Origin of the sequence: Streptosporangium longisporum, from assembly GCF_039534895.1 — a bacterium.
Taxonomy (GTDB): Bacteria; Actinomycetota; Actinomycetes; order Streptosporangiales; family Streptosporangiaceae; genus Streptosporangium; species Streptosporangium longisporum.
Map to the genome: position 1 here is coordinate 55,284 of NZ_BAAAWD010000010.1, position 21,194 is coordinate 76,477.

At 73.2% G+C, this 21,194-nt stretch carries 19 protein-coding genes and 1 pseudogene; 13 read left to right on the plus strand and 7 right to left on the minus strand.

Annotation, left to right across the window (positions count from 1 at the left end):
* Nucleotides 1-278: 278 nt before the first annotated feature.
* Nucleotides 279-1,310: a LacI family DNA-binding transcriptional regulator gene (locus ABD832_RS19155; RefSeq protein ID WP_344896981.1), complete on the plus strand. Its 1,032-nt coding sequence runs from the start codon at nucleotides 279-281 to the stop codon at nucleotides 1,308-1,310.
* A gap of 131 nt (nucleotides 1,311-1,441) precedes the next feature.
* The gene (locus tag ABD832_RS19160; protein ID WP_344896984.1) at nucleotides 1,442-2,440 is read left to right on the plus strand and encodes an ABC transporter substrate-binding protein; all 999 of its coding nucleotides are present in this window, start codon (nucleotides 1,442-1,444) and stop codon (nucleotides 2,438-2,440) included.
* A gap of 137 nt (nucleotides 2,441-2,577) precedes the next feature.
* Here the strand turns inward: ABD832_RS19160 and ABD832_RS19165 are convergent, their stop codons facing one another.
* On the minus strand, nucleotides 2,578-3,555 hold the full coding sequence (locus ABD832_RS19165) for a CPBP family intramembrane glutamic endopeptidase (RefSeq protein WP_344896987.1): 978 nt from the start codon (nucleotides 3,553-3,555) through the stop codon (nucleotides 2,578-2,580).
* A gap of 333 nt (nucleotides 3,556-3,888) precedes the next feature.
* Between ABD832_RS19165 and ABD832_RS19170 the strand changes: the two genes are divergently transcribed.
* A complete protein-coding gene (locus ABD832_RS19170; RefSeq protein ID WP_344896990.1) occupies nucleotides 3,889-4,293 on the plus strand; it encodes an SRPBCC family protein in 405 nt (134 codons plus the stop codon).
* A gap of 124 nt (nucleotides 4,294-4,417) precedes the next feature.
* Here ABD832_RS19170 and ABD832_RS19175 read toward each other — a convergent pair.
* Nucleotides 4,418-5,386: pseudogene (locus ABD832_RS19175) on the minus strand (RNA polymerase sigma factor); the annotation flags it as partial.
* 311 nt (nucleotides 5,387-5,697) lie between these two features.
* Complete coding sequence (locus ABD832_RS19180) at nucleotides 5,698-6,207, minus strand: hypothetical protein (RefSeq protein ID WP_344896993.1); 510 nt, start codon at nucleotides 6,205-6,207, stop codon at nucleotides 5,698-5,700.
* Between the two features lie 230 nt (nucleotides 6,208-6,437).
* Between ABD832_RS19180 and ABD832_RS19185 the strand changes: the two genes are divergently transcribed.
* Together ABD832_RS19185 and ABD832_RS19190 are read left to right on the plus strand one after the other, a co-directional pair.
* Nucleotides 6,438-7,715 carry a sensor histidine kinase gene (locus ABD832_RS19185; protein ID WP_344896996.1) on the plus strand — a complete coding sequence of 426 codons (1,278 nt, stop codon included), beginning with the start codon at nucleotides 6,438-6,440 and terminating at the stop codon, nucleotides 7,713-7,715.
* 128 nt (nucleotides 7,716-7,843) lie between these two features.
* Nucleotides 7,844-8,488 (plus strand): response regulator transcription factor, encoded by a 645-nt coding sequence (locus tag ABD832_RS19190; RefSeq protein ID WP_344896999.1) that lies wholly within the window; start codon nucleotides 7,844-7,846, stop codon nucleotides 8,486-8,488.
* Here ABD832_RS19190 and ABD832_RS19195 read toward each other — a convergent pair.
* Nucleotides 8,473-10,089, minus strand: a complete 1,617-nt coding sequence (locus ABD832_RS19195) for a serine hydrolase domain-containing protein (RefSeq protein ID WP_344897002.1) — start codon at nucleotides 10,087-10,089, stop codon at nucleotides 8,473-8,475. The two genes, ABD832_RS19190 and ABD832_RS19195, sit on opposite strands and share 16 nt — an antisense overlap.
* A 335-nt stretch (nucleotides 10,090-10,424) precedes the next feature.
* Here ABD832_RS19195 and ABD832_RS19200 point away from each other — a divergent pair, with 335 nt between their 5' ends.
* The 3 genes from ABD832_RS19200 (at nucleotide 10,425) to ABD832_RS19210 (ending at nucleotide 13,655) form a co-directional block, all read left to right on the plus strand.
* On the plus strand, nucleotides 10,425-12,266 hold the full coding sequence (locus tag ABD832_RS19200) for a discoidin domain-containing protein (protein ID WP_344897005.1): 1,842 nt from the start codon (nucleotides 10,425-10,427) through the stop codon (nucleotides 12,264-12,266).
* 160 nt (nucleotides 12,267-12,426) lie between these two features.
* On the plus strand, nucleotides 12,427-12,639 hold the full coding sequence (locus tag ABD832_RS19205; RefSeq protein ID WP_344897008.1) for a hypothetical protein: 213 nt from the start codon (nucleotides 12,427-12,429) through the stop codon (nucleotides 12,637-12,639).
* 11 nt (nucleotides 12,640-12,650) lie between these two features.
* Nucleotides 12,651-13,655 carry an ATP-grasp domain-containing protein gene (locus ABD832_RS19210; protein ID WP_344897011.1) on the plus strand — a complete coding sequence of 335 codons (1,005 nt, stop codon included), beginning with the start codon at nucleotides 12,651-12,653 and terminating at the stop codon, nucleotides 13,653-13,655.
* Nucleotides 13,656-13,777: 122 nt separating this feature from the next.
* On the opposite strand, the gene ABD832_RS19215 is transcribed toward ABD832_RS19210, so the two are convergent.
* Nucleotides 13,778-14,731, minus strand: coding sequence for a pyridoxamine 5'-phosphate oxidase family protein (locus tag ABD832_RS19215; RefSeq protein WP_344897014.1), 954 nt, complete (start codon nucleotides 14,729-14,731; stop codon nucleotides 13,778-13,780).
* A 261-nt stretch (nucleotides 14,732-14,992) separates the two neighbouring features.
* Nucleotides 14,993-16,210: an FAD-dependent monooxygenase gene (locus tag ABD832_RS19220; protein WP_344897017.1), complete on the minus strand. Its 1,218-nt coding sequence runs from the start codon at nucleotides 16,208-16,210 to the stop codon at nucleotides 14,993-14,995.
* A 94-nt stretch (nucleotides 16,211-16,304) separates the two neighbouring features.
* On the opposite strand from ABD832_RS19220, the gene ABD832_RS19225 reads away from it, so the two are divergent.
* Together ABD832_RS19225 and ABD832_RS19230 are read left to right on the plus strand one after the other, a co-directional pair.
* Complete coding sequence (locus tag ABD832_RS19225) at nucleotides 16,305-17,135, plus strand: TetR family transcriptional regulator (protein ID WP_344897020.1); 831 nt, start codon at nucleotides 16,305-16,307, stop codon at nucleotides 17,133-17,135.
* Nucleotides 17,136-17,537: 402 nt separating this feature from the next.
* Nucleotides 17,538-17,855: a RidA family protein gene (locus ABD832_RS19230; protein WP_344897806.1), complete on the plus strand. Its 318-nt coding sequence runs from the start codon at nucleotides 17,538-17,540 to the stop codon at nucleotides 17,853-17,855.
* 622 nt (nucleotides 17,856-18,477) lie between these two features.
* On the opposite strand, the gene ABD832_RS19235 is transcribed toward ABD832_RS19230, so the two are convergent.
* Nucleotides 18,478-18,921, minus strand: coding sequence for a MarR family winged helix-turn-helix transcriptional regulator (locus ABD832_RS19235; RefSeq protein ID WP_344897023.1), 444 nt, complete (start codon nucleotides 18,919-18,921; stop codon nucleotides 18,478-18,480).
* Between the two features lie 58 nt (nucleotides 18,922-18,979).
* Between ABD832_RS19235 and ABD832_RS19240 the strand changes: the two genes are divergently transcribed.
* The 3 genes from ABD832_RS19240 (at nucleotide 18,980) to ABD832_RS19250 (ending at nucleotide 21,150) form a co-directional block, all read left to right on the plus strand.
* A complete protein-coding gene (locus ABD832_RS19240; protein WP_344897026.1) occupies nucleotides 18,980-19,537 on the plus strand; it encodes a hypothetical protein in 558 nt (185 codons plus the stop codon).
* A gap of 117 nt (nucleotides 19,538-19,654) precedes the next feature.
* Nucleotides 19,655-20,431 carry a helix-turn-helix domain-containing protein gene (locus ABD832_RS19245; RefSeq protein ID WP_344897029.1) on the plus strand — a complete coding sequence of 259 codons (777 nt, stop codon included), beginning with the start codon at nucleotides 19,655-19,657 and terminating at the stop codon, nucleotides 20,429-20,431.
* Nucleotides 20,428-21,150, plus strand: a complete 723-nt coding sequence (locus ABD832_RS19250; protein ID WP_344897032.1) for an SRPBCC family protein — start codon at nucleotides 20,428-20,430, stop codon at nucleotides 21,148-21,150. Before ABD832_RS19245 ends, ABD832_RS19250 begins: the two co-directional genes overlap by 4 nt.
* The last annotated feature ends 44 nt before the right edge of the window (nucleotides 21,151-21,194 follow it).

Here is a 21,194-nt window from a genome sequence, read left to right on the forward strand (position 1 = left end):
TCGCCCAGGGGTGACGGCGCGCCCGCCCGGGGAGGCCGCGCGCGCGTCAAGGGCATGCGTACGTGAGGATTTGACGGCCGGGTCGCGGCTCCGATTGTTAGCGCTACCAGCAGGCGCGTCAAGGGGCCCGTACATCACGATTCGGGAAGAACTCCGGCTGGAAGGGGTGATTCCGCCTTCCTGGCAAAACCGGAGAAAAGGTGACTTCGTCGGTATTGACATGGTCGGTGTTATCGCAAACACTCTGGTAACCCCAGCGAAACATGACGAGGACCCCCATGACACCCAGTGCCGACAACGGCAAGGCGAGGACCAGACCGGCGGTGCTGGACGACGTCGCCGAGCTGGCCGGGGTCTCCGCCATGACGGTGTCCCGGGCGCTGAACGCTCCCGACAGGGTGCGCCCCGAGACCCGGGCGCGTGTCATGGCGGCGGTGAACGAGCTCGGCTACCGGCCCAACCCGGCGGCGCGCCAGCTCGTCACGGGCCGCTCGGGAGTCCTCGGTGTGGTCAGCTTCGACACCACCCTGTACGGGCCCGCCTCCACGCTCTACGCGATCGAGCAGGCGGCCCGGCAGAACGACTACGTGGTCAACATCGCCAGCCTCGGCGCCCTGAACCGCAGGTCGATCGCGGAGGGGGTGGAGCGGCTGCACGCGCAGTCGGTCGACGGCATCGTCGTCCTGGCCCCGCACGAGTCGGCCGCCGACGGCCTGCGCCACCTCTCGTCCGGCCTGCCGCTGGTCGCGGTGGACGCCGGGGACGACATCCCCGTCCCGGTGGTCATGGTCGACCAGCGCGGCGGCGCCGTACGGGCCACCCGGCACCTGCTGAGCCTCGGGCACGAGACCGTCTGGCACCTGTCCGGCCCTCCCGACTGGATCGACGCCAGGGGACGGGTCGAGGGGTGGCGGTCGGTGCTGGAGGCCGAGGGACGGCCGGTGCCCGAGGTGGCGGCCGGTGACTGGAGCGCGCACTCCGGCTACCGGCTCGGCAGGCGGCTGGCCGAGGACCCCTCGGTCACGGCCGTGTTCGCGGCCAACGACCAGATGACCCTGGGGGTGCTGCGGGCCCTGCGCGAGGCGGGCCGGCGCGTCCCCGAGGACGTCAGCGTGGTCGGCTTCGACGACGTGCCCGAGGCCGCCTACTTCTGGCCGCCGCTGACGACGGTCAGGCAGGACTTCGGAGAGGTCGGACGGCACGCCTTCCGGCTGCTGATCGACCGTATCCAGGGCGCAGAGGAAGGAGGCCCGCGCATCGTGGAACCCGAACTGGTGGTCAGGGAGAGCAGCGGCCCCGCCCCGCACTGACGCTCCCGTACCACCCGATCGGCGTCCGTTCCCTCCGCGCCGATCCCCCCTTCCCCGCCGGTCCCGGACGGTCTCCGGGAGGCGACTTCCTCTTCGAGAAAACTCCTCACCTCACTATCAGGAGAAGGTTCATGTTCAAGAAACTGCCCGCGGTACTGGCCGCGGGACTCATGGCCGTCGTGCTCACCGCCTGCGGCTCGGGCGGCGGGGACACCGGCACGACCGGCGCGACCGCCCAGGGCGGCGGGTCCGACAAGATCACGCTCGGCTTCTCGCAGGTCGGCGCGGAGAGCGGCTGGCGTACCGCCAACACCAAGTCCGTCCAGGAGGCGGCCGCGGCGGCGGGCATCGACCTGAAGTTCTCCGACGCCCAGCAGAAGCAGGAGAACCAGATCAAGGCCATCCGCTCGTTCATCCAGCAGAAGGTCGACGTGATCGCCTTCTCGCCGGTGGTCGAGTCGGGCTGGGACACCGTCCTGAAGGAGGTCAAGGACGCCAACATCCCGGTCATCCTGACCGACAGGGCGGTCGACTCCAGCGACACCTCGCTCTACAAGAGCTTCATCGGCTCCGACTTCGTCGTCGAGGGCAAGAAGTCCGGCGAGTGGCTGGTCAAGGAGTACGAGGGCAAGTCCGACCCGGTCAACATCGTCGAGCTCCAGGGCACCACGGGCTCGGCGCCCGCGAACGACCGCAAGAAGGGCTTCGGCGAGGCCATCGCGGCCGACCCCAAGTTCAAGATCATCGCTTCGCAGACCGGTGACTTCACCCGCGCCAAGGGCAAGGAGGTCATGGAGGCCTTCCTCAAGGCGCACAAGGACATCGACGTGCTGTTCGCGCACAACGACGACATGGGTCTGGGTGCCATCGAGGCGATCGAGGGCGCGGGACTCAAGCCGGGCACCGACATCAAGATCATCACGATCGACGCGGTCAAGGACGGCATGCAGGCCCTGGCCGACGGGAAGATCAGCTTCATCGCGGAGTGCAGCCCCCTCCTCGGCCCGCAACTGATGGACCTGGTCAAGAAGGCCGTCAAGGGCGAGCAGATCCCGCAGCGGGTGCTCACCGAGGAGACCACCTTCACGCCCGAGCAGGCCAAGGCGGTCCTGGCCGACCGCAAGTACTGATCGAGCGCGCACGACCGGACGGCGCCCGCACCGAGCGGGCGCGCGTACCGGACGACCGATGACCACGGGGGCGGTGGGTGCCGACGGCACCCACCGCCCCCGCGGCGCGAGGGGACGACGGCCCGGAAGCCGGGACGTCAGGGGGAGAGCGTCTCGATCCTCCGCCTCCTGGCCATGATCACCACCACGACCGCGTACAGGCCGAGCTGGACCACCGTCCCCGTCAGGCTCTGCCAGGGCACCGACCCCTGCTTCAGCGCCTCGTCGAGGGACCCGTCGGCCCCGCTCACCCCGAACGCCAGCACGTTGTTGGCCACGTGCAGCGCGATGGCGGCCTCCAGGCCACCGGTCCGCACCGCCAGCCAGCCCATCAGGGCGCCGAACGCGAAGACGTCGAGGATGCCCCAGTCGATGTAGGCGTGCACCGCGGTGAAACCGGCGGCGCTCAGCAGGATGCCCGGCCAGGGGTTGGCCAGGAAGGCGCCGAACGCCTGGAGCAGCCAGCCCCGGAAGACGTACTCCTCGGCGGCGGCCTGGAACGGCACCAGGAGTACGGTGACGATCAGGGCGGGCAGGAAGCGCTCCCAGCCGACCCAGCCGAACAGCTCACCCAGGTCCTCGCCGGTCACCAGGTAGGTGAGGGCGACCGTGCCCTGGCCCAGCACCACGGAGGCGGTGGCCACCGCCGCGCACCACGCCATCCACCGCCACCGCAGGCGGCCGACGACCGAGGACAGGGTGCCGGGCGGCCGGCGCTGGATCCACGCGGCGATCCCGTACACGACGGGCAGGGTGGCGGCGATGGCGAACAGGTTGACGCCCAGTTCGAGGACCGGGTCCTCGAACATCCGCTCGCCCGACCCGGAGATCCCGGCACCGGTGAGCGCGGCGACCAGCGTGCCGCCGAGGACCACGGCGAGTATGACCAGCATGACGCCGAGCAGGCCCGCGAGCGTGCCCAGCACGGGCCGCCACCAGGCGTGCAGGGGGGTGCGGGCCAGCCGGTCGTAGCGGGTACCGGACGGAGCCGCCACGAACCAGGGGGCCGGCTCCGGGGGCGGGCCCTGGGCCGGCGAGGGTGTCGCCGTGGGCTCGGAATCCTGAGGGACGTGCATGTCTCATTCCGTTTCGATACGTTCGCGGAGGTCGTCGGGCCGGGAACGGGACACGACGCGGCGCGCCCGGCGTCCCGCACGCGATCTCGGCGCACCTTCAGGCACAACGACGCCGGATGCCACCGGGTTCCTCCCCGGCTCCGCGCCGTCCGAAGCCGGACCGGCACGCCGTCCCGGCCGCGTGCCCGGCCGGGCCCGGCTCGACCTCGGATTTCGTGGATGGACCCGGCGGTGAGGGGTAAGTCGTCGATCAACGTCCTCGACCGGGGACGACGACCGGCCGACGACCCGCACGGGACGCGGTCAGGGGGTCTCCACGCTGAAGGAGTAGGCATGAGTGAACACGAGCGTTCCCGCAGGATCGCGGCGCCGCCGGGGGTGGTGTTCGACCGGGCGGAGGACCTGGACGGCCTCGACGACTGGCTCCCGCGGGACCTGCACGTGCACGCCGGGGAGCAGCCGCCCGCGGTGACCGTGCACGAGGACTCCACCGGGACGGACGCCCGCGCGCTGCTGCGCGCCGAACGCGACCAGCTCCGGATGGAGTGGGGCACCCGCGACAACGGCCGGTACGCCGGATGGCTCCAGGTGGCCGACAGCGGGGAGAACGAGAGCGAGGTGACGATCCACCTGTCGTTCTTCGACGAGGATCACGCTCCGCCGGCCGAGGCCGTCGACCGGGCGCTCGGCGACAGCCTGGAGCGGCTGGCCCTCCAGGTGGACCGTCAGGGCGCCTGATCGCCTGCGGCAGGACGGGGAGGGGCAGGCGGCCGGAAGATCACGTCCCTGTGTGATCCTCCGGCCCTTGCCCGATGTTTCGGGCCGTCCGGCCCGTCCGGTTGCACGCGGTCCGCGGGAGGGATCAGGTCAGGTAGTCGCGCAGCGCGCGGGAGCGGGAGGGGTGGCGCAGCTTCGTCATGGTCTTGGACTCGATCTGCCGGATGCGCTCGCGGGTCACCCCGTAGGCGCGGCCGATCTCCTCGAGGGTCTTGGGGCGGCCGTCGCCGAGCCCGAACCGCATCGCCACCACCCCGGCCTCACGCTCGGAGAGGGCCTCCAGGATCGTGTGCAGCTGCTCCTGCAGCAGCGCGGCGGCCACCGCGTCCTCGGGGGTGATCGCCTCGGAGTCCTCGATGAGATCGCCGAACTCGCTGTCGCCCTCGGTGCCCAGGGGGCTGTGCAGGGAGATCGGCTCACGCCCGTACCCCTGCACCTCCACGACCCGCTCCGGGGTCATCTCCAGCTCGACCGCGAGCTCCTCGGGGGTGGGCTCGCGGCCCAGGTCGGTGGTCATCTGCCGGTGCACGCGGGCCAGCTTGTTGATCACTTCGACCATGTGGACCGGGATGCGGATGGTCCGCGCCTGGTCGGCGAGCGCACGGGTGATCGCCTGCTTGATCCACCAGGTGGCGTACGTGGAGAACTTGAAGCCCTTGGTGTAGTCGAACTTCTCGACCGCGCGGATCAGGCCCAGGTTGCCCTCCTGGATCAGGTCCAGGAAGAGCATGCCGCGGCCGGTGTGGCGCTTGGCCAGCGACACCACCAGGCGGAGGTTGGCCTCCAGCAGGTGGTTCTTGGCCCGGTGGCCGTCCTCGGCGAGCCATTCGAGCTCCGCGCGGACGTCCGGCTGGAGCCGGTCGGCCTCGTTGAGCCGCTCGGTGGCGAACAGCCCGGCCTCGATCCGGCGGGCGAGCTCGACCTCCTGCTCGGCGTTGAGCAGGGGGATCCTGCCGATCTGCTTGAGGTAGTCCTTGACCGGGTCGGTGCTGGCGCCGACGCTCGACTCCAGGGCGGCGGGTACCTCGTCGTCGTCCGTCAGGACGAGTTCCTCTTCGTCGACGGTGCCCTCCACGGTGGCGGCTTCCATGGCGTTCACACCTTCCCCAGGTCCGGTCAGATACAACAACCCGTGCAGTTCAAGGTACGTCCCGCGACGGGATGCTGCGGCGCCTGGCTCGCCGTCGTGGCCTTCGCCGCTCCGGAGAGCCTCCGCCGCACATGTGTGTTCCCGCCCAGGACAGGGCTATTCCGTTCCACCGCCGACGAGTCGGGGCCGCCCACGGCTCCTGCGGGACGCCGCGGGCGCCGCCCGTGGTCGGTGGGACGTGGGGAGGGGGAACCGGATCCGCCGGGCCCGCCGGATCAGGCCGGGAAGTCCCTGGGGTTGACGCCGGTCGTCCGGGCGTTGCCGTTCCTGACGGGGTTGATGGTCAGGGTCCAGACGGTCGAGCTGGTCGCGGTCGTGCTGAACCTCAGCTTCTGGGTGAAGCGCTGGTAAGAGGGAGCGCCGGCGAACCTGCCCCGGGAGGTGCTGAACCGGTAGCCGGAGGTGAAGAAGATCGTGTAGGTGCCGTCCCTGACGTCCCTGACGGAGGCGGTGGACCGCGCGCGGACGTAGATGCTGATCGCCTTGGACCTGCCGCGGACCAGCGTGACGACGGCGTCCCTGCTGTTGCCGTTCTTGATCTTCAGCCTGCCCGGCCCGCCGCTGATGCGGTCGTAGAGGATCTTTCCGTTACCCGGTCGCGCGGCGGCCTCGGCCGAGGAGACGGCGACGGTCTCCTGGGACGTGGCGGTGGCGGGGGCGGCGACGGAGCTGGTCAGCAGAACGGCTGCGAGCATCGCTCCCGCGAGCGTACGTGGTTTCGTCATTGCGCAAATATGACTAATCTCCAGTAATCGGTCAACGCAATTCGCAATTGCGGCATCTTTCGGCCATTTTCGCGCCTTTGACTGTTTTTTGCATTTTCATCACTTGCTTGGGCTTCATCACCTGCTCCGGTGAGCGTCACCCGTCACGGCACCGGCCCTGCCGGCCGCGTCCGTACGGCCGCTCCGTGGGATCCTCCGGGGGCCGGGGAGGGGTCAATACAATTCATCCGATGCCGACCATGCCGATCACGCCGACGACGACCGCCCCGCCGCGACCGCCGCGCCGGTCCGGACGGGCCGGGGCACCCGTCGCGCGGGCCGCCCGGCGCCTCGTCGGCCTGGCCGCGGGCGGGGTGACGGGTGTCGCCGAGCTCGGCTTCCTGTGCGTCGCGGGCGTGCTGCTGGCGGTCCCGGGGACGTGGCCCGCGGGCCGTCGTACCGCCCGGCGGCTCGCGGCGGCCGGGGCGGCGCGGCTGGTCGCGCTGGAACGGGCCCGGCTGGCGGCGTGGTTCGACCACGACACCGGCGAGGTGCCGGCCGCGAACGGGTACCGCTACCTCGCGCTGCGGGCGACGTTCGGCACGCTCGCGAGCTACCTGACGTTCACCGGCCTCTTCGTCGGCCTGCTGTTCCTGACCGGTGGTGTCGAGGGGCTGCTCTCCGGCACCTCGTACCCGGTCCCGCTTCGGTATCCCGGCGTGCGCCTGACGGTCGACAGCGGGCCGCTGGGCACCGCCCACGGGCTGGTCCTGCTGGGAGCGTCCGCGCTGTGGGGTGCGGTGACGGTGACCGCGGAGCGGCGGCTGGCCAGCTGTCTCGCCGGTCCCGGGGAGCGGGAGGCGATGCGTCGCCGCATCGCGGAGCTGACCGCCTCCCGCAGCGGCATCGTGCGGGCCGTCGACGACGAGCGGCGGCGCATCGAGCGCGACCTGCACGACGGCGTCCAGCAGCGGGGCGTGGCCCTGGGCATGCTGCTGGGCCGCGCACGGCACGGCACCGACCCGGCCGTGGTCGCCGGGCTGGTGGAACAGGCCCACGCCGAGTCGCGCCGCCTCCTGGAGGAGCTGCGCGGCGTCGCCTGGCGGATCTACCCCTCGGCCCTGGACGAGCTGGGCCTGCGCGCCGCGCTCACCGGGGTGGCGGAACAGGCGGGCCTGCCGGTGACCGTCCGCTACGGCCTGGTCGAACGTCCCGTCTCCGAGATCGAGACCGCCGTCTACTTCGTGGTCCGCGAGGCCATCTCCAACGCCGCAAAGCACGCCGCCGCCACGGGCGTCCTGGTGGTCCTGGACGAGGACGGGCACGCCGTCACCGTGGAGATCTCCGACGACGGCCAGGGCGGGGCGGACCCCGCCGGGAGCGGCCTGTCCGGGCTGGAGCGGCGGGTGCTGGCCCTGGACGGCACGTTCGCGGTGCACAGCCCGCCGGGCGGCCCGACCATGATCACGGCCGTCCTGCCCCTCGGAGGGCGCCCGGCACCGCCCCGGGGGACCGATGCGTCCCGGTGAGCCCCGGTGAGCCCCCGCCGCCCCGCCCGGGACCCGTCCGGCCTCTTCCGGCCCGCGTCCCCTCGTGTCCCCTCGTGTCCGCCCGCCGGGTTCCCCCGCCGGCACCCGCACCCACCTCCGGAGCCCCCATGCGACTGGTCCTCGCCGACGATTCCGTGCTGTTCCGGGAGGGCCTGGTCCGCCTGCTGGAGGAGGCCGGCCACGTGGTCGTGGCGGCGGTGGGCGACGCGGCGGCGCTGCTGGAGGCCGTGGACGAGCACCGTCCCGACGTGGCGATCGTGGACGTGCGCATGCCGCCGGGCCAGGCCGGTGAGGGGCTGCGGGCCTCGCTGACGATCCGGGAGCGCCTGCCGGACGTCGGCGTGCTCGTGCTCTCGCAGTACGTCGAGACGACCTACGCCTCCCGGCTGCTCACCGGGGCACCGGAGGGACTGGGGTACCTGCTCAAGGACCGGGTCACCGAGGTGGGGGAGTTCCTGGAGTCGCTGGAGCGGGTCGGCGCGGGCGGGACGGTGTTCGATCCGGAGGTGGTCAGGCGGCTGCTGGCCCGCACCACGCGCGCCGACCCGCTCGGCAGGCTCACCCCGCGGGAGACCCAGGTGCTGGAGCACCTGGCCCAGGGCCTGGTCAACGCCGCGATCGCCGAGCGCCTGCACGTCTCGCAGAGCGCGGTGGAGAAACACGTCAACGCGATCTTCGACAAGCTCGGGCTCGTCCGCGTCCCCGGCTACAGCCGGCGCGTGCTGGCCGTGCTGCGCTACCTCGATGCCTGACCCGCGCCTGCCAGGACCAGGTGCCGCAGGCGGGCCAGGAGCAGCAGCGCGCAGGCCACGGCGGCCAGGAGGAGCCAGATCACGAACGAGAAGTAGAGGTAGGCCACGTGCGCCCAGGTGGCGTCGCCCCCTCGGGACAGCACCCGGAACACATCGGTGATCGTCAGGCAGAGCACCCCCGGCGCCGCGTACGGCAGCAGCCGGGCTGCCGTCCGCCACCCCGGCCGTCCGGCGCGCCGTGCCGACCAGCGGCGCGAGCGGACCAGCCCCCGCCCGGCGAGCGCGAGCGTCAGCGCGGCGGCGAGCGCGAACACGGCGTCGACGAGCAGGAACGGCGAGGGGGAGGGCGGCGGTTCGGGCTCCCTCCCCTCGGCCATGGCGACCAGCGCGTCCGCGATCGCGCCGCTGTCGTCGTAGGCGGTTCCGGTGTTGGCCATCACCACGATGCCGTGGCCGGAGCGCAGCAGCAGCGTCTGCCGGGCCGTGGCGGTGGACAGGTCGCCGTCGTGCTCCACGACCGGCGCACCGCTCCCGGTCGTGCCGAGCGCCCAGCCCAGCGCGTACGAGCGCTTGATCCGGGACGGGGTGCGCATCTCGGCCACGCCCGCGGCGGAGACGACGCGGACACCGCCGGGACCGGTGCCCTCACCGGCCTGCATGATCATCCATCGCGCCATGTCGCCCGCGCTGCTGATCACGCCGCCCGAGCCGTTGCCGAACCCGTGCGGTTCGGCGAGGGCGATCGGGACGCCGAGCAGGTGCAGGTGCCCGCGCGCGGTCGGCGGCAGGTCCCGTTCGGTGTCGATCGTGCGGCTGTCGCGCATGCCGAGCGGGCCGAACACGTGGGTCCGCAGGCGGTCGGCGAAGGGCACCCCGGCCACCACCTCGACCAGCCGCGCCGCGACCTGGAAGTTGGTGTTGTGGTAGCTCCACCGCGTGCCGGGGTCGGCGGCCAGTCGTGCCCCGCGCAGGCGCGCGACCGCCTCGCGCAGGGAACGCGGCTGGGGCAGGCTCCTCTCGCGGAAGGCCGACGTGGCCATCCCCGACGTCTGGTCCAGCAGCTGCCGGACGGTGATGCGCGCCGCCCGGGGGTCGGCCATCGTGAACTCCGGGAGCGCCTCGCGCACCGGCGCGTCGAGCCCGACCCTTCCCTCCTCCACGAGCTGCATGACCGCGAGCGCGGTGAAGGACTTGCTGAGCGAGGCGACGGCCATCGGCGTCCGTCCGGTGACCGGTTCGCCGGAGGCGGTGCGGCCGTAACCGGCGACGTGCACGACCTTCGCGCCCCGGGTGACGGCGACCGCGACCCCGGGCAGGCCGGTGGCCTCGCGGTAGGCGTTCACGAACCGGTCGACGGCCGCGGGGTCGATCTCACGCCCGGCCCCGGCCGCGATCCTTGATGCCGGCAGGAGGGATTCCGTGCCCGGGGAGACCGGGGGAGCCCCGAGCTGGGAGCCGGACGGGGCCCGGAACGGGGACGGGGACGGGGATGAGGAGAGGGCGGCGGGCGGGACGGCCGCCAGGGCGAGGACGCAGGCCGCCGGGAGAGCGGCGGCGAGGCGCCGGAACACCGGGCCGCCGGTGATGTCGAGTTCGGGCATCACCCGACCGTAGGGACCGCCCCCGGACCCGGGCCATTGCGAGATCCCTCCCTCCACCCTGCGGAAAACCACAGGGGGATCACCGCGTACCCCTCCCGTGCCCGGGTCCGGCCGGTCCGGTGCCTGATCCGCCGCGTCCGCACCGACACGATGCGAATATATATTTTGCACAAATAAGTAGAAACATTGCAGACATCTGTTTGTCATCCTATGGTGTCAGCAGCGCCGCCCGTTGATCTCCAGGTGACCGGCGGCACCCCCACCCCCCATCAGGCCGGATCGCGGTGACGGCGCGTCCCGCGGCGATCCGGCCCGGCGTGACGAAGGGTCAGCCGATGACGACATCCGACCGATCCCCCACCCGGCCGCACCGCCTCGGCGGCCGTGCCATGACCGTGCTGGCGATCCTGCTGGCCGCCCTGTGCTGGACCGGCGCCCAGGCGCCACCGCAGGCCCGCGGCGCGGCCGTCCCCGAACAGTCCTCCAACGTCCACCTGTTCTACTACCCCTGGTACGGCAATCCCCAGGTGAGCGGGGGCTGGCGGCACTGGGAACAGGGCGGCCACACCCCGCCGGACGACATCGGCGCCGACCTCTACCCCACCCTGGGCGCCTACGACTCCGCGGACCACGCCGGAGCCGTCACCCGGCACATGCAGTGGATCAAGCAGGCCGGGGTCGGCGTCATCGTCTACAGCTGGTGGGGTGTCGGCGGCCCCGAGGACCGCATCGCCCAGGGCGTGCTGGACGCGGCCGCGCGCCACGGCATCAAGGTCGCCTGGCACCTGGAGCCCTACGGCGGGCGCACCGCGGCCTCCACCGTGGCGGACATCCGCTACATCAACGACCGCTACGGCTCCCACCCCGCCTTCTACCGCTCGGCCGAGCACGGCGGCCGGGCCGCGTTCTACGTGTTCGAGAGCCTGCGCATCACCGACTGGTCGGCGCTCGACCAGGTCACCGCGGACAACATCGTGCTCGCCCAGACCACCGACACCTCGAAGATCGCGCACTTCTCCGGCATGTACACCTACGACGGGATCGCCGGCACCACCGCGCCCGGCTGGGCCGACGCGAGCGCGTACGCCAGGCGCAACAACCTGATCTGGGCGCCTTCGGTGGCCCCCGGCTACATCGACGACCGCGCGGTGCCCGGCAACACCACCCCGACCCTCGGCCGCGCGAACGGCGCCACCTACGACCTGGAGTGGTCCAACGCCCTGGACCCGGCCAAGGGCGGCCTGCCCACCTGGGTCTCGGTCACCTCGTTCAACGAGTGGCACGAGGGCAGCTCCATCGAACCGGCCGACTCCACCCCGCCGGCCGGGTTCGGCTACCAGACCTACGAGGGCGCCTACGGCAGGACCGGGGCCGCCGCGGAGACCGCGTACCTGGACCGGACGAAGTACTGGGCGACGGAGTTCGAGACCCGCAGGGCCGGTGGCCAGGGCGACACGCGTCCCCCCACGGCGCCGGGTGCCGCGCGGGCCGTCCCGGCCTCGTCCACCAGCGTGACCGTGGGCTGGACCGCCTCCACCGACGACGTCGGGGTGACCGGCTACGACGTCCACCGCGAGGCCGGCGCGGTCGACCCGCTGGTGGGGAGCACCACCGGCACGTCGTTCACCGTCACCGGCCTCACCCCGTCCACCGCCTACTCCTTCTACGTCGTCGCCAGGGACGCCGCGCGGAACACCTCGCCGCCCTCCGGCACGGTGACCGCGACGACCGGGCCCCCGGCCGGCTGCTCCCCGAACACCGGTGACATGGCCAGGGGAAGGCCGGTCGTGGCGAGCGGCGTCACGCAGAACTACGTGGCGGCCAACGCCGTCGACGGTGACGCGTCCACCTACTGGGAGAGCGTCAACCACGCCTTCCCGCAGTCCATCACCGTCGACCTGTGCGCGCAGGCCCAGGCCGGGCGCGTGGTGCTGAGGGTGCCGCCTGCCGCCGCCTGGTCCAGGCGCACCCAGACCCTGTCGGTGCTCGGCTCCGCCGACGGCACGTCGTTCACCACCCTGGCGGGCTCACGGGGCCACGTCTTCGACCCGGCCACCGGCAACACCGTGACCGTCACGTTCCCGGCGGCGGCCGTCAGGTACGTGCGGCTGACCGTCACCGGCAACACCGGCTGGCCCGCCGCGCAGCTCTCCGCGTTCGAGGTGCACCGCCCCTGAGCACCCTCCCGGGAAGGCCCGGGACGTGAACGGGTGGATCCGTCCCCGGCCGGCGCGGCACCGGCCGGGGACCGGCCTCGCGCGGCGACACGAACACCGCGCGCGTATAGGGTTACCCTCAGTGACGACGTCCCGACAGGGCCGACCGGAGGCTGAGACCATGGCAGAGCTCGCGCACTTCATCACCGACCTTCCCGGCAGCCTGGCGGGTGAGACCCGCCGGGGCTCCGGAGCCGCGCTGACGTACATCTACTGGGAGGGCGGCGACGACCCGACCACGCTGGCCATCGGCGAGGAGGGCGACGACGGCCCCACCACCTACGCCCTCGGTGAGGAGGGCGACGACCACGGCTGGGGTCGCGCCGGCGCGTAGGGGGCCTGGACGTGACCCGCTGGGGGATCATCGGCCCGCCGGAAGACCCGCAGGTGGCGAACGTGACCGCCGCCCTGCGGGAGCGCGGCGCCGAGCCCGTCGTCCTCGACCTGTCGGGGTTCCCGGCACGGTCGAGGCTCTCGCTGCTCGACGGGACGCCCTCGGCCCCGGGGGTGGACGTCACCGCGGTCCGCGCCTGGTACCTGCGCTCCATGCCGCTCCCGCTGCCCTTCGCCCCCTGGCCGCCCGGCCGGGACGCCCAGGACACCCCGGGAGACCGGGGCGACGGGGGCAGCGGGGGCGACGGGGGCGGAGTCACGCCGGAGGAGTGGGAGCGCGAGCAGCGCTCGGCGTACGCCGGTGGGCGTGAGCGCCGCTCGTTCACGTTCGGTTTCGTCACCGCGCTGCGGCACGGCGGCGCGGTGCTCGTCAACCCTCCCGAGACCCTGGGCCAGCACTTCCTCAAGCTCGACCAGCTCCGGAGGCTGCGCGAGGCCGCGGTACCGGTGCCCCGGACGCTCGCCACCAACGACCCGGACGCCGTCGCCGGCTTCGCGCGCGCCACCGCCGGGCTGGTCGTCTACAAACCGCTCGCCGGGGGCGCCCTGTGCCGCCGGATCACCCCCGGTGACCTGCGCCCCGAACGGCTGCGGCTGCTGGCCACCGCGCCGGTGCTCTTCCAGGAGGAGGTGCCCGGCCGCAACCTGCGCGTGTACGTGGTGGACGACGAGGTGGCCGCCTCGTACGAGATCGTCTCCGAGGAGCTGGACTTCCGGGGGGCCGAGCGGGCCGTGCTCCCGGAGCCGCCGAGCGAGCAGGAGCGCGACGCCTGTGTGCGCGCGGCCAGGGCGTGCGGGCTGACCTTCACCGGCGTCGACGTGCGCCGCCGGGACGACGGCACGTTCGCGGTGCTGGAGTGCAACCCCTCGCCCATGTTCGCCGCCATCGAGCGCCGTACCGGCTCGGCGGGCGTCACCCGGGCGCTGGCCGCCCTGCTGTGCCGCGCGGCCACCTGAACCGGGTGTTCCCGTTCGGGCAGGGGAGAGCCTGTCCGGCTCCGCGGCGTCCGCCAGGACCCGTACCACCGTGCCGCGCAGGTCCCGGTGCCGTGGTCGCGCGGCTCGTGGTCGCGCGGCCGTCACGGGCCGCGCCGGATGCGCCGGCCGGTGACCTCGTTCGCGAGGATCCGCAGGTACGGCTCCCCCTCGCCGTCCGTCCACGGCCGTACGCCCAGCGCCGCCAGGGCCGCCCGGTCCTCCTCGGAGGAGACCTGGTCGACCCCGCCGCGCACCATCACGCTCCAGCCCTCGCGGCCGGCGTCGTCGATCCGGTCCACCTCGAAGGCGACCTTGGTCTCGACGCCTTCGACGCCGTCGACGTCGAGGTGCGGGGTCTGCTCCAGCGGGTCGCCGCAGGCCGTACGGAAGATCACCGAATCGCCGTGCAGGGCGTAGTCGACCGGCTGGATCACCGGTCCGCCGATGCCCTCGAAGGCGATCCGTCCCACCCCGCCAGGGGTGATGAGCCGCAGGCACTCGTCCCGGTCGAGCCGCTGCGACCGCGCCGGGGAGGACGGCCGCCCGTACCGGGAAGGCCGGTCACTTCCGAAGGGCCGTTCACTCCCGGCGAGCCGTTCACTCCCGGCGAGCCGGTCACTCCCGGAAGGTCGGTCACTCCCGAAGGGCCGGTCGTCCCCGGACGGCCGGTCCCCCTCGAACGACCGATCGCCTCCGGGCGGCCGATCATCCCCGGACGGCCCGTCTGTGCCGGACGGCGGGTCGTCCCAGGACGAGCGGCCGGGCACCGGCGGTGGCCCGTGTCCCGGCGACAGGCCGGACCCGGGCGAGACGTCGTACCTCGACGGCGGGCCGGTGTTCCCGCCGAGCAGTTCCTCCGGCCGGGTGTCCAGGGCGGTGGCCACCCGGTTCACGGTCCCGGGGTTCGGTGAGGCCACGGTCTCCTCCAGGTAGGCGAGGTACCCGGGGTCGATCCCGGCCCGCAGGGCCAGTTCCTCCCTGGTCAGGCCGAGGTCCTCGCGCCGCCTGGCGATCCGGCGGCCGAGGTCGCCGGGAGCCGGTACGCGTCCAGTCATGGGATTTCTCCTGCCGAGAACGGTGACGCCGGTGCGAGTCCGGGGCTCCTCCGGCTCCGCGTCCCCCGTTCGGCGTCATCTGAGGCCTCCCCGCACCGGCGCGCGGCTAATCCGACCTGGTCGGAGCCGGTACGTCCCCCTCCGGCCGCCGACGGCCCCGGCGAGGGCCGTGGTCCGCCGGGGTCCGGGATGCCGCCGACGTTCGTCCGGCCCGGCACCGGTTCCGGTTCCGGCTTCGGTTCCGGTTCCGTGAGGGAGGGTTCAGGAGGGGCGGGCGGCCGGGGGAGCGGCGGGGACGCCGGATCCGTAGTCGTCGAGCACGGGGGTCCGGCGGGGCAGCAGGCTCCCGAGCCGGCTCGCGACGGCCGGCAGCATCCAGAACCGGCTCAGCAGGTCGCGGGTGCGGATGGCCGAGGCGCTGCCCGGGACCAGCCGCCCGGCCCCCTCGGCGACCCTCGCCTGCCCGCGCTCGACGGCCCGGCGGTGCCGCTCCTGGTAGCGGGCGAACGCCGCCCGGTGCTCACCGCCGGCGGCGTGCAGCTCACCGGCCAGCACGTACGCCCCCACCATCGCCAGGGTCGTGCCGTGCCCGGACAGCAGCGCCGGGCAGTGGGCGGCGTCCCCGGCCAGGCTCACGCGCCCGGCCGACCAGCGGTCCATCCGGATCTGGCTCACCGAGTCGAAGTAGAAGTCGGGGGCGGCGGTCACCTGCTCCAGCAGCTCCGGCACCCGCCAGCCGTCACCGGCGAACGCCTCGCGCAGCACCCGCCTGTGCAGGGCGGCGTCACGCCGGCCCCCACCCTCCAGCTCGGGGTGACGGAAGACGAAGATCGCCGTCGCCCGGTCGAGGTAGCTGTAGACGCCGGCCATCCTGCCCGGCTCGTTGTACAGCACCACCTCGCCGTCCACGCCCATGTCCTTGCTCACGTCCGCGGCGGCGACGTAGTGGCCCAGGTGGCGCAGGAAACGCCCCTCCTCGCCGATGGCCAGGGAACGGGTGAGGGAGTGCAGGCCGTCGGCGCCGATCACCAGGTCGAAGCGGCGGGCTCCGCCCCGTTCGAAGGTGACGTCCACCCCGTCGCCGTCCTGCTCCAGCGTGGCGACGGAGTCGCCGAAGACGTACTCCACGTCGTCGGCGGTGGCCTCGTACAGGATCCTCACCAGGTCGCCGCGGGGCAGCTCGACGCCGCGCGTGGCGAAACTCCCGGTGGGGACCCTCGCCCTGCTCCTGCCGGAGCGGTCCACGAACGACAGCGCCCTCGTCTCCACGGCGGCCTGCCGCACGCGCGGCAGGACCCCCATCCTGCGTGCGACCTCCGTCGCCGGGTCGATCACGTCGATCGGGTAGCCGCCCTCGCGCGGGCCCGCGGCGCGCTCGACCACCACGGGCCGGAACCCGTGGCGGACCAGCCAGTACGCCAGGGTCGGGCCGGCGACGCTCGCCCCCGAGATCAGCACGTCACGGTTCTTGATCGTCATGTCGTCCTCCACGTTCCGCTTCTACTGACCATCGGTCAGTAGAGTGACCGTAAGGCACTGACCATCGGTTAGGCAAGCGCGCTACGGTGGAGCCATGAACGACGAACCCGGAACCCGCGAGAGGATCCTGGAGACCTCGCGCGAGCTGTTCGGCGCGAACGGCTACCAGCGCACCTCCGTCCGGGAGATCGCCGAACGGCTGGGCCTCACCAAGACGGCGGTCCTGTACCACTTCCCCGCCAAGGCCGACATCCTGGACGCGCTCGCCGAACCGCTCCTGCGGGACCTGGAGGCGGCGGTCGTCGTGACCGGTCCGCCCGACCCCGAGCGGGACCGGTGGACGCTGATGGAGAACCTGCTGGACGTCTACCTCGCCCACCGGGGGTCGCTGCGCATGATCCTCCGGGACGTCGCGCTGTTCGCGCAGAACTCGGCGTTCCAGCGGTTCGTGGTGGCCATGACCGAGGCCAACCGCGTCGTCTCCGGTCACGACCCGGACCTGCGCGAGCGGGTACGGGCGGCGCAGGCCATCGCCATGCTCAGCGATCCGGTCATCCTCCTGGCCGAGACCGCCACGGAGTCGCTCCGCCGGGAGGTGCTGGCGGGCGTGCGCCGCCTGTTCGACGAGACGCCCGGGGCTCCCGGGGCGGCCGGCGTGGCCGAAGCGGCCGGGACGTCCGGCGTGCCCGGGACACCGCTGGGGCCCGGCCTGTCCGGGACGCCCACCGCTCCCACCGTGCCCACCGTTCCCGGCGCGGTGACACGGCGGCACAGGAGCGGCAGGCCCGGTGCGATGACCCCGGAGATGGTCGAGCGGGCCAGGCGGATGGACGCGGACGGCTCGCACACCATGGCCGAGATCGCCGCGGCCCTCGGCGTCTCCCGCGCCACGCTCTACCGCTACCTGTCGCCGCCCCCGGAGTAATGAGACATTTAATGAGACTAATTCTGAGACGGTTTCCGGACCCGTACACCGGTGCGGGCGCCTCGCGAGGAGCGCGGTGAGATCCACGCTTCCGGCGGGGACGTGGATGCGGGTCCGGGAGGCTCGTGACGATCGGGACGCCCGTGGACCTGCCTTCGCCGGGCGAGGTCTAGGGTTGTGTCGCCGTTCGGGCGGGGGGACCCGCCGTTCGGGCGGGGGACGGACGCCGTCCCGGAGACCGCCCGGGACGGCGGCCGTGCCCCCGCGGCACGCGCCGGCAGACGATCCGGCAGACGACGAGGAGAACCGATGATCCGCCGCTGGAACCCCGACGGCCCGGCCGCGCCGCTCGGCCGGTACAGCCACCTGGCGTCCGTGCCCGCCGGTCACGAACTGCTGGTCATGTCCGGCCAGGTCGGCGTCATGGAGGACGGCACCCTGGCGGGGACGGACGCCGAGTCCCAGGCCCGGCAGGTCTTCGCCAACATCGAGAGCCTGCTGCGCTCCGCGGGAGCCGGGCCCGAGCACCTGGTCAAGCTGTTCACCATGCTCTCCGGTACGGAGCACCTGGCGGGCTCGCGGGCCGCGCAGGGTGAGGTGTTCGCCCGGTGGTTCCCGGAGGGCGACTGGCCCGCGCACTCGCTGATCGTGGTCGCCGCCCTCGCCGCCCCCGGACTCCTCATCGAGGTCGAGGCCATCGCCGCCGTCCCGCGCGGCTGACCACGGCACGTCCCGGCGGAGACCGCGACGCAAGGCTCGGCGGCTCGGCCGGTGGCGATCGTCAGGTCCGCGCGGCCCCGGACGTCGTCGCGGGCGTGGAACCTCTCCTCCTGGGCCGCCCAGCGCTCCCAGTGCGGGGCGTAGAGGTCGCCGTCCCGCTCCAGCGCGCGGGTCCTGCGCACCTCGTCGGGTGCCTCCAGCCACACCAGGCCGCTCAGATACGGCGCGGCGGCCAGGGCTCCGGAGCCGGTGCCGTCGACGACGAGGACCCCGGTGTCCGGTGTCTCGTGCCACTCGGCGTAGCCGCCCGCCGTCCAGTCGTAGCGCCTCCACCGCGCGCCACCGTCCAGGCTCAACGGCCGCAGGACCCAGCGGACCAGCGCGTCCACCCCGCCCAGCAGGCCGTCCCAGCCGGGGTAGAGGTCGTCCATCCGTACGACGGGAGCCCCCAGCTCGGCGGCGACCGCGGTGGCGAGGGTGGACTTGCCCGATCCCGACCGTCCCTCGACGGCCAGGACGCGGGTGCCGCCCGCGCGGGCGGGACGTGCCCGCAGCCAGGCGGCGACGCGCGCCGGGGACGTCCCCCCGGATCCCCCGGATCCTCCGGATTCCCCGGGGGACGTCACGAGTCCTCGGCCGAGGACAGGCGGGCGGTCTGGTCCTTCAGGACCGCGATGGTCCTGGTCACGTAGTCGTGGATCAGGGCCAGCTCGCGCTCGTCGTACTCGGCCAGGAAGGCGCCCATCTCGCGGCCGAGGCCGGCGAAGATGGCGCCGAGGTCGGGGGTGCCCCCGGAGGTGGCGGTGACCAGCACCCGCCGCCGGTCGGCCGGGTCGGGGACGCGCCGCACGTACCCGGCCCGCTCCAGGCGGTCGACCAGGGCGGTGATCGCGCTGGCGCCGAACCCGAGCTCGGCGGCGAGCGCCCCGGCGGGCAGCGGGCCCTTCCTGGTGACGACCCCCAGGGCCTTGTGATCGATCGCGCTGAGCCCCAGCCGCCGCGCGACCGCCTCATGGAAGATCACCACCGCGGTGCTCAGTTCCCAGCCCAGTTCGGCGCCGTCCATCTCGCTCCAATTACTTCACTGTGGTGAATAGTTCAATGCTCTGTAATAATCTAGCGGTATGACTCTTCTTACCGGGGCACGGCTCGGCCGTGACGCGGCGCGCTGGGGTGCGCGCTTCTATCTCCGTCACGCCGGGCCGATCGTCGGGCTCTCCATGATCCCGGCGCTCCAGCGCTTCGTCTCCATCCGGTGGGGCCGCGACCTCCCGGACGTCGCCGCCGTCGCCGGTGAACTGGTCACCGTGGCGAGCCGCGTCCTGCTGGTCTACATGATCATCAAGCTGGCCATTGTCGACGACCCCGCCCTGAGACCGCTCGCGCGCGACGGCCGGTGGAGGCGCCTCGGGGTGTTCGCCGCCCGGAGGCGGTCGGACGTCGCCGCCCAGTTCCTCATCCTGGGGGCCGCGTTCACGCTCTTCGACATCCTTCCCGACCTGGCCGTCGGCGCGTGGGTCGCCGAGGACGCGCGGGAGACGGTGACCTCCGTCCTCGTCTCCGCCAAGAACCCCACGGTGATCGCCTTCACGCTCGTCTGGATGGTGGGGGTGGCGCGGCTGATGATCCTCGACGCGCCGGTGCCGGAGCGCGAGCCGGAGCCGGCGTCACCGAAGGGCTGACGCCCGGCCGGACGGCGGTGCCGGCGCCCTCGTCCGGGCCCCGGGGGTGACGGACGGTGCGGGGCGGCACCCGCGTCGTCATTTGACAGATTAATTTGTCCAATGCTTTGATGCAGCATGGCCGCGACCGAGATGACGCTGATGGACGAGCCCGACCGCCTGCGTCTGGCGCTCACCCCGATCCGCCGGCGTCTCCTCGGCCGCCTGCGCGAGCCCGCCTCGGCGGTCCGCCTCGCCGCCGACCTCGGCCTGCCGCGGCAGCGGGTCGGCTACCACCTCAAGGTGCTGGAGGAGGCCGGGCTCATCGAGCTGGTGGAGGAGCGCCCGCGGCGCGGCTTCGTCGAGCGCGTCATGCGCGTGACCGCCAAGGCGTTCCTCGTCGATCCCGGCGTGCTCACCTCCCCCGAGGAGGCCACCGGGGCCGCGGAGGCCGGCGAAACGACCGGCGCGACCGGCACGACCGGCCTCACCGGCGCGACCGAGGGGACCGAGGCGGACGCGGCGGCGGCCGAGGCCGAGGTGGCCGCCGAGACCGACGCGGAGTTCCGCCGCGTCGCCGACCGGTACGCCGCCGAGCACCTCGTCGGGGCGGCCGCGGACACCGTGCGCGACGTCACCCGGATGGCCGACGCCGCCGACCGGCAGGGCGTCCGGCTGCTGACGTTCACCCTGGAGGCGCAGGTGCGCTTCGCCGAGCCCGGCGACGTGCACGACTTCACCGAAGCGCTCGCCGACGCCCTCGCCAGGGTCGCGGAACGCTTCGACACCCCCGGCGGGCGGCCCTACCGCCTCGTCGCCGGGGGCCACCCCGCCCCGGCCCGCAGGGAGCGGGCGACCGGCCCTCTCCCCGGGGCCGGTGCCCCGCCGATCCCCCACCCGGAGGTATCCGAATGACCGATGAACCGTTCGTCGTCGACGTCACCATCGCCGCGCCCGTCGGCGAGGTGTGGGACGCCCTGCGCGACCCCGCCCTGATCCGGCGCTGGCACGGCTGGCACTTCGACGGTCTCGACGAGGAGATCGACGTCATCTACCTCAAGGGTGCCGTCGAGTCGGCCGAGGACCACCGGCTGGAGATCCAGGGCGACGACGTCTTCGAGCTGACCGACCTGGGCGACCGGACGCGCCTGCGGCTGACCCGTGCCCCGCGCGGCGGGAATCCGGAGTGGGACGCCTACTACGACGACATCACCGAGGGCTGGATCACCTTCGTCAACCAGCTGGCGTTCGCCCTGGAGCGCCATCCCGGCGCCGACCGGCGCACGGTCTTCCTCTCCGGAGACGCGACCACGCCGCTGCTGGAGGCCGCCGGGCTCGCGGCGGTGTCAGGCCTGCCCGCCGGGCGCCCGTACGAGGTGACCGGCCCCACCGGCGAGCCGCTCCGCGGACAGGTCAGGTTCCGCTCGGCCAACCAGGTCGGGCTCACCGTCGAGGGCTGGGGTGACGGCCTGCTGGTCGCCGGCCAGAACCCGCCCTCGCCCGCCCACCCGGGCGGCACCGTCATGATGGTGCTCACCGCGTACGGCCTCGACGAGGCGGCGTTCACCGGGCTGGAGTCCCGCTGGAACGCCTGGTGGGCGCAGACCTACCCGCCGGTGGCCGCGCAAGGATAGGGCCTGTCCGTCGTACGCGAGGGACGCGGCGGGCCGGGGGGACC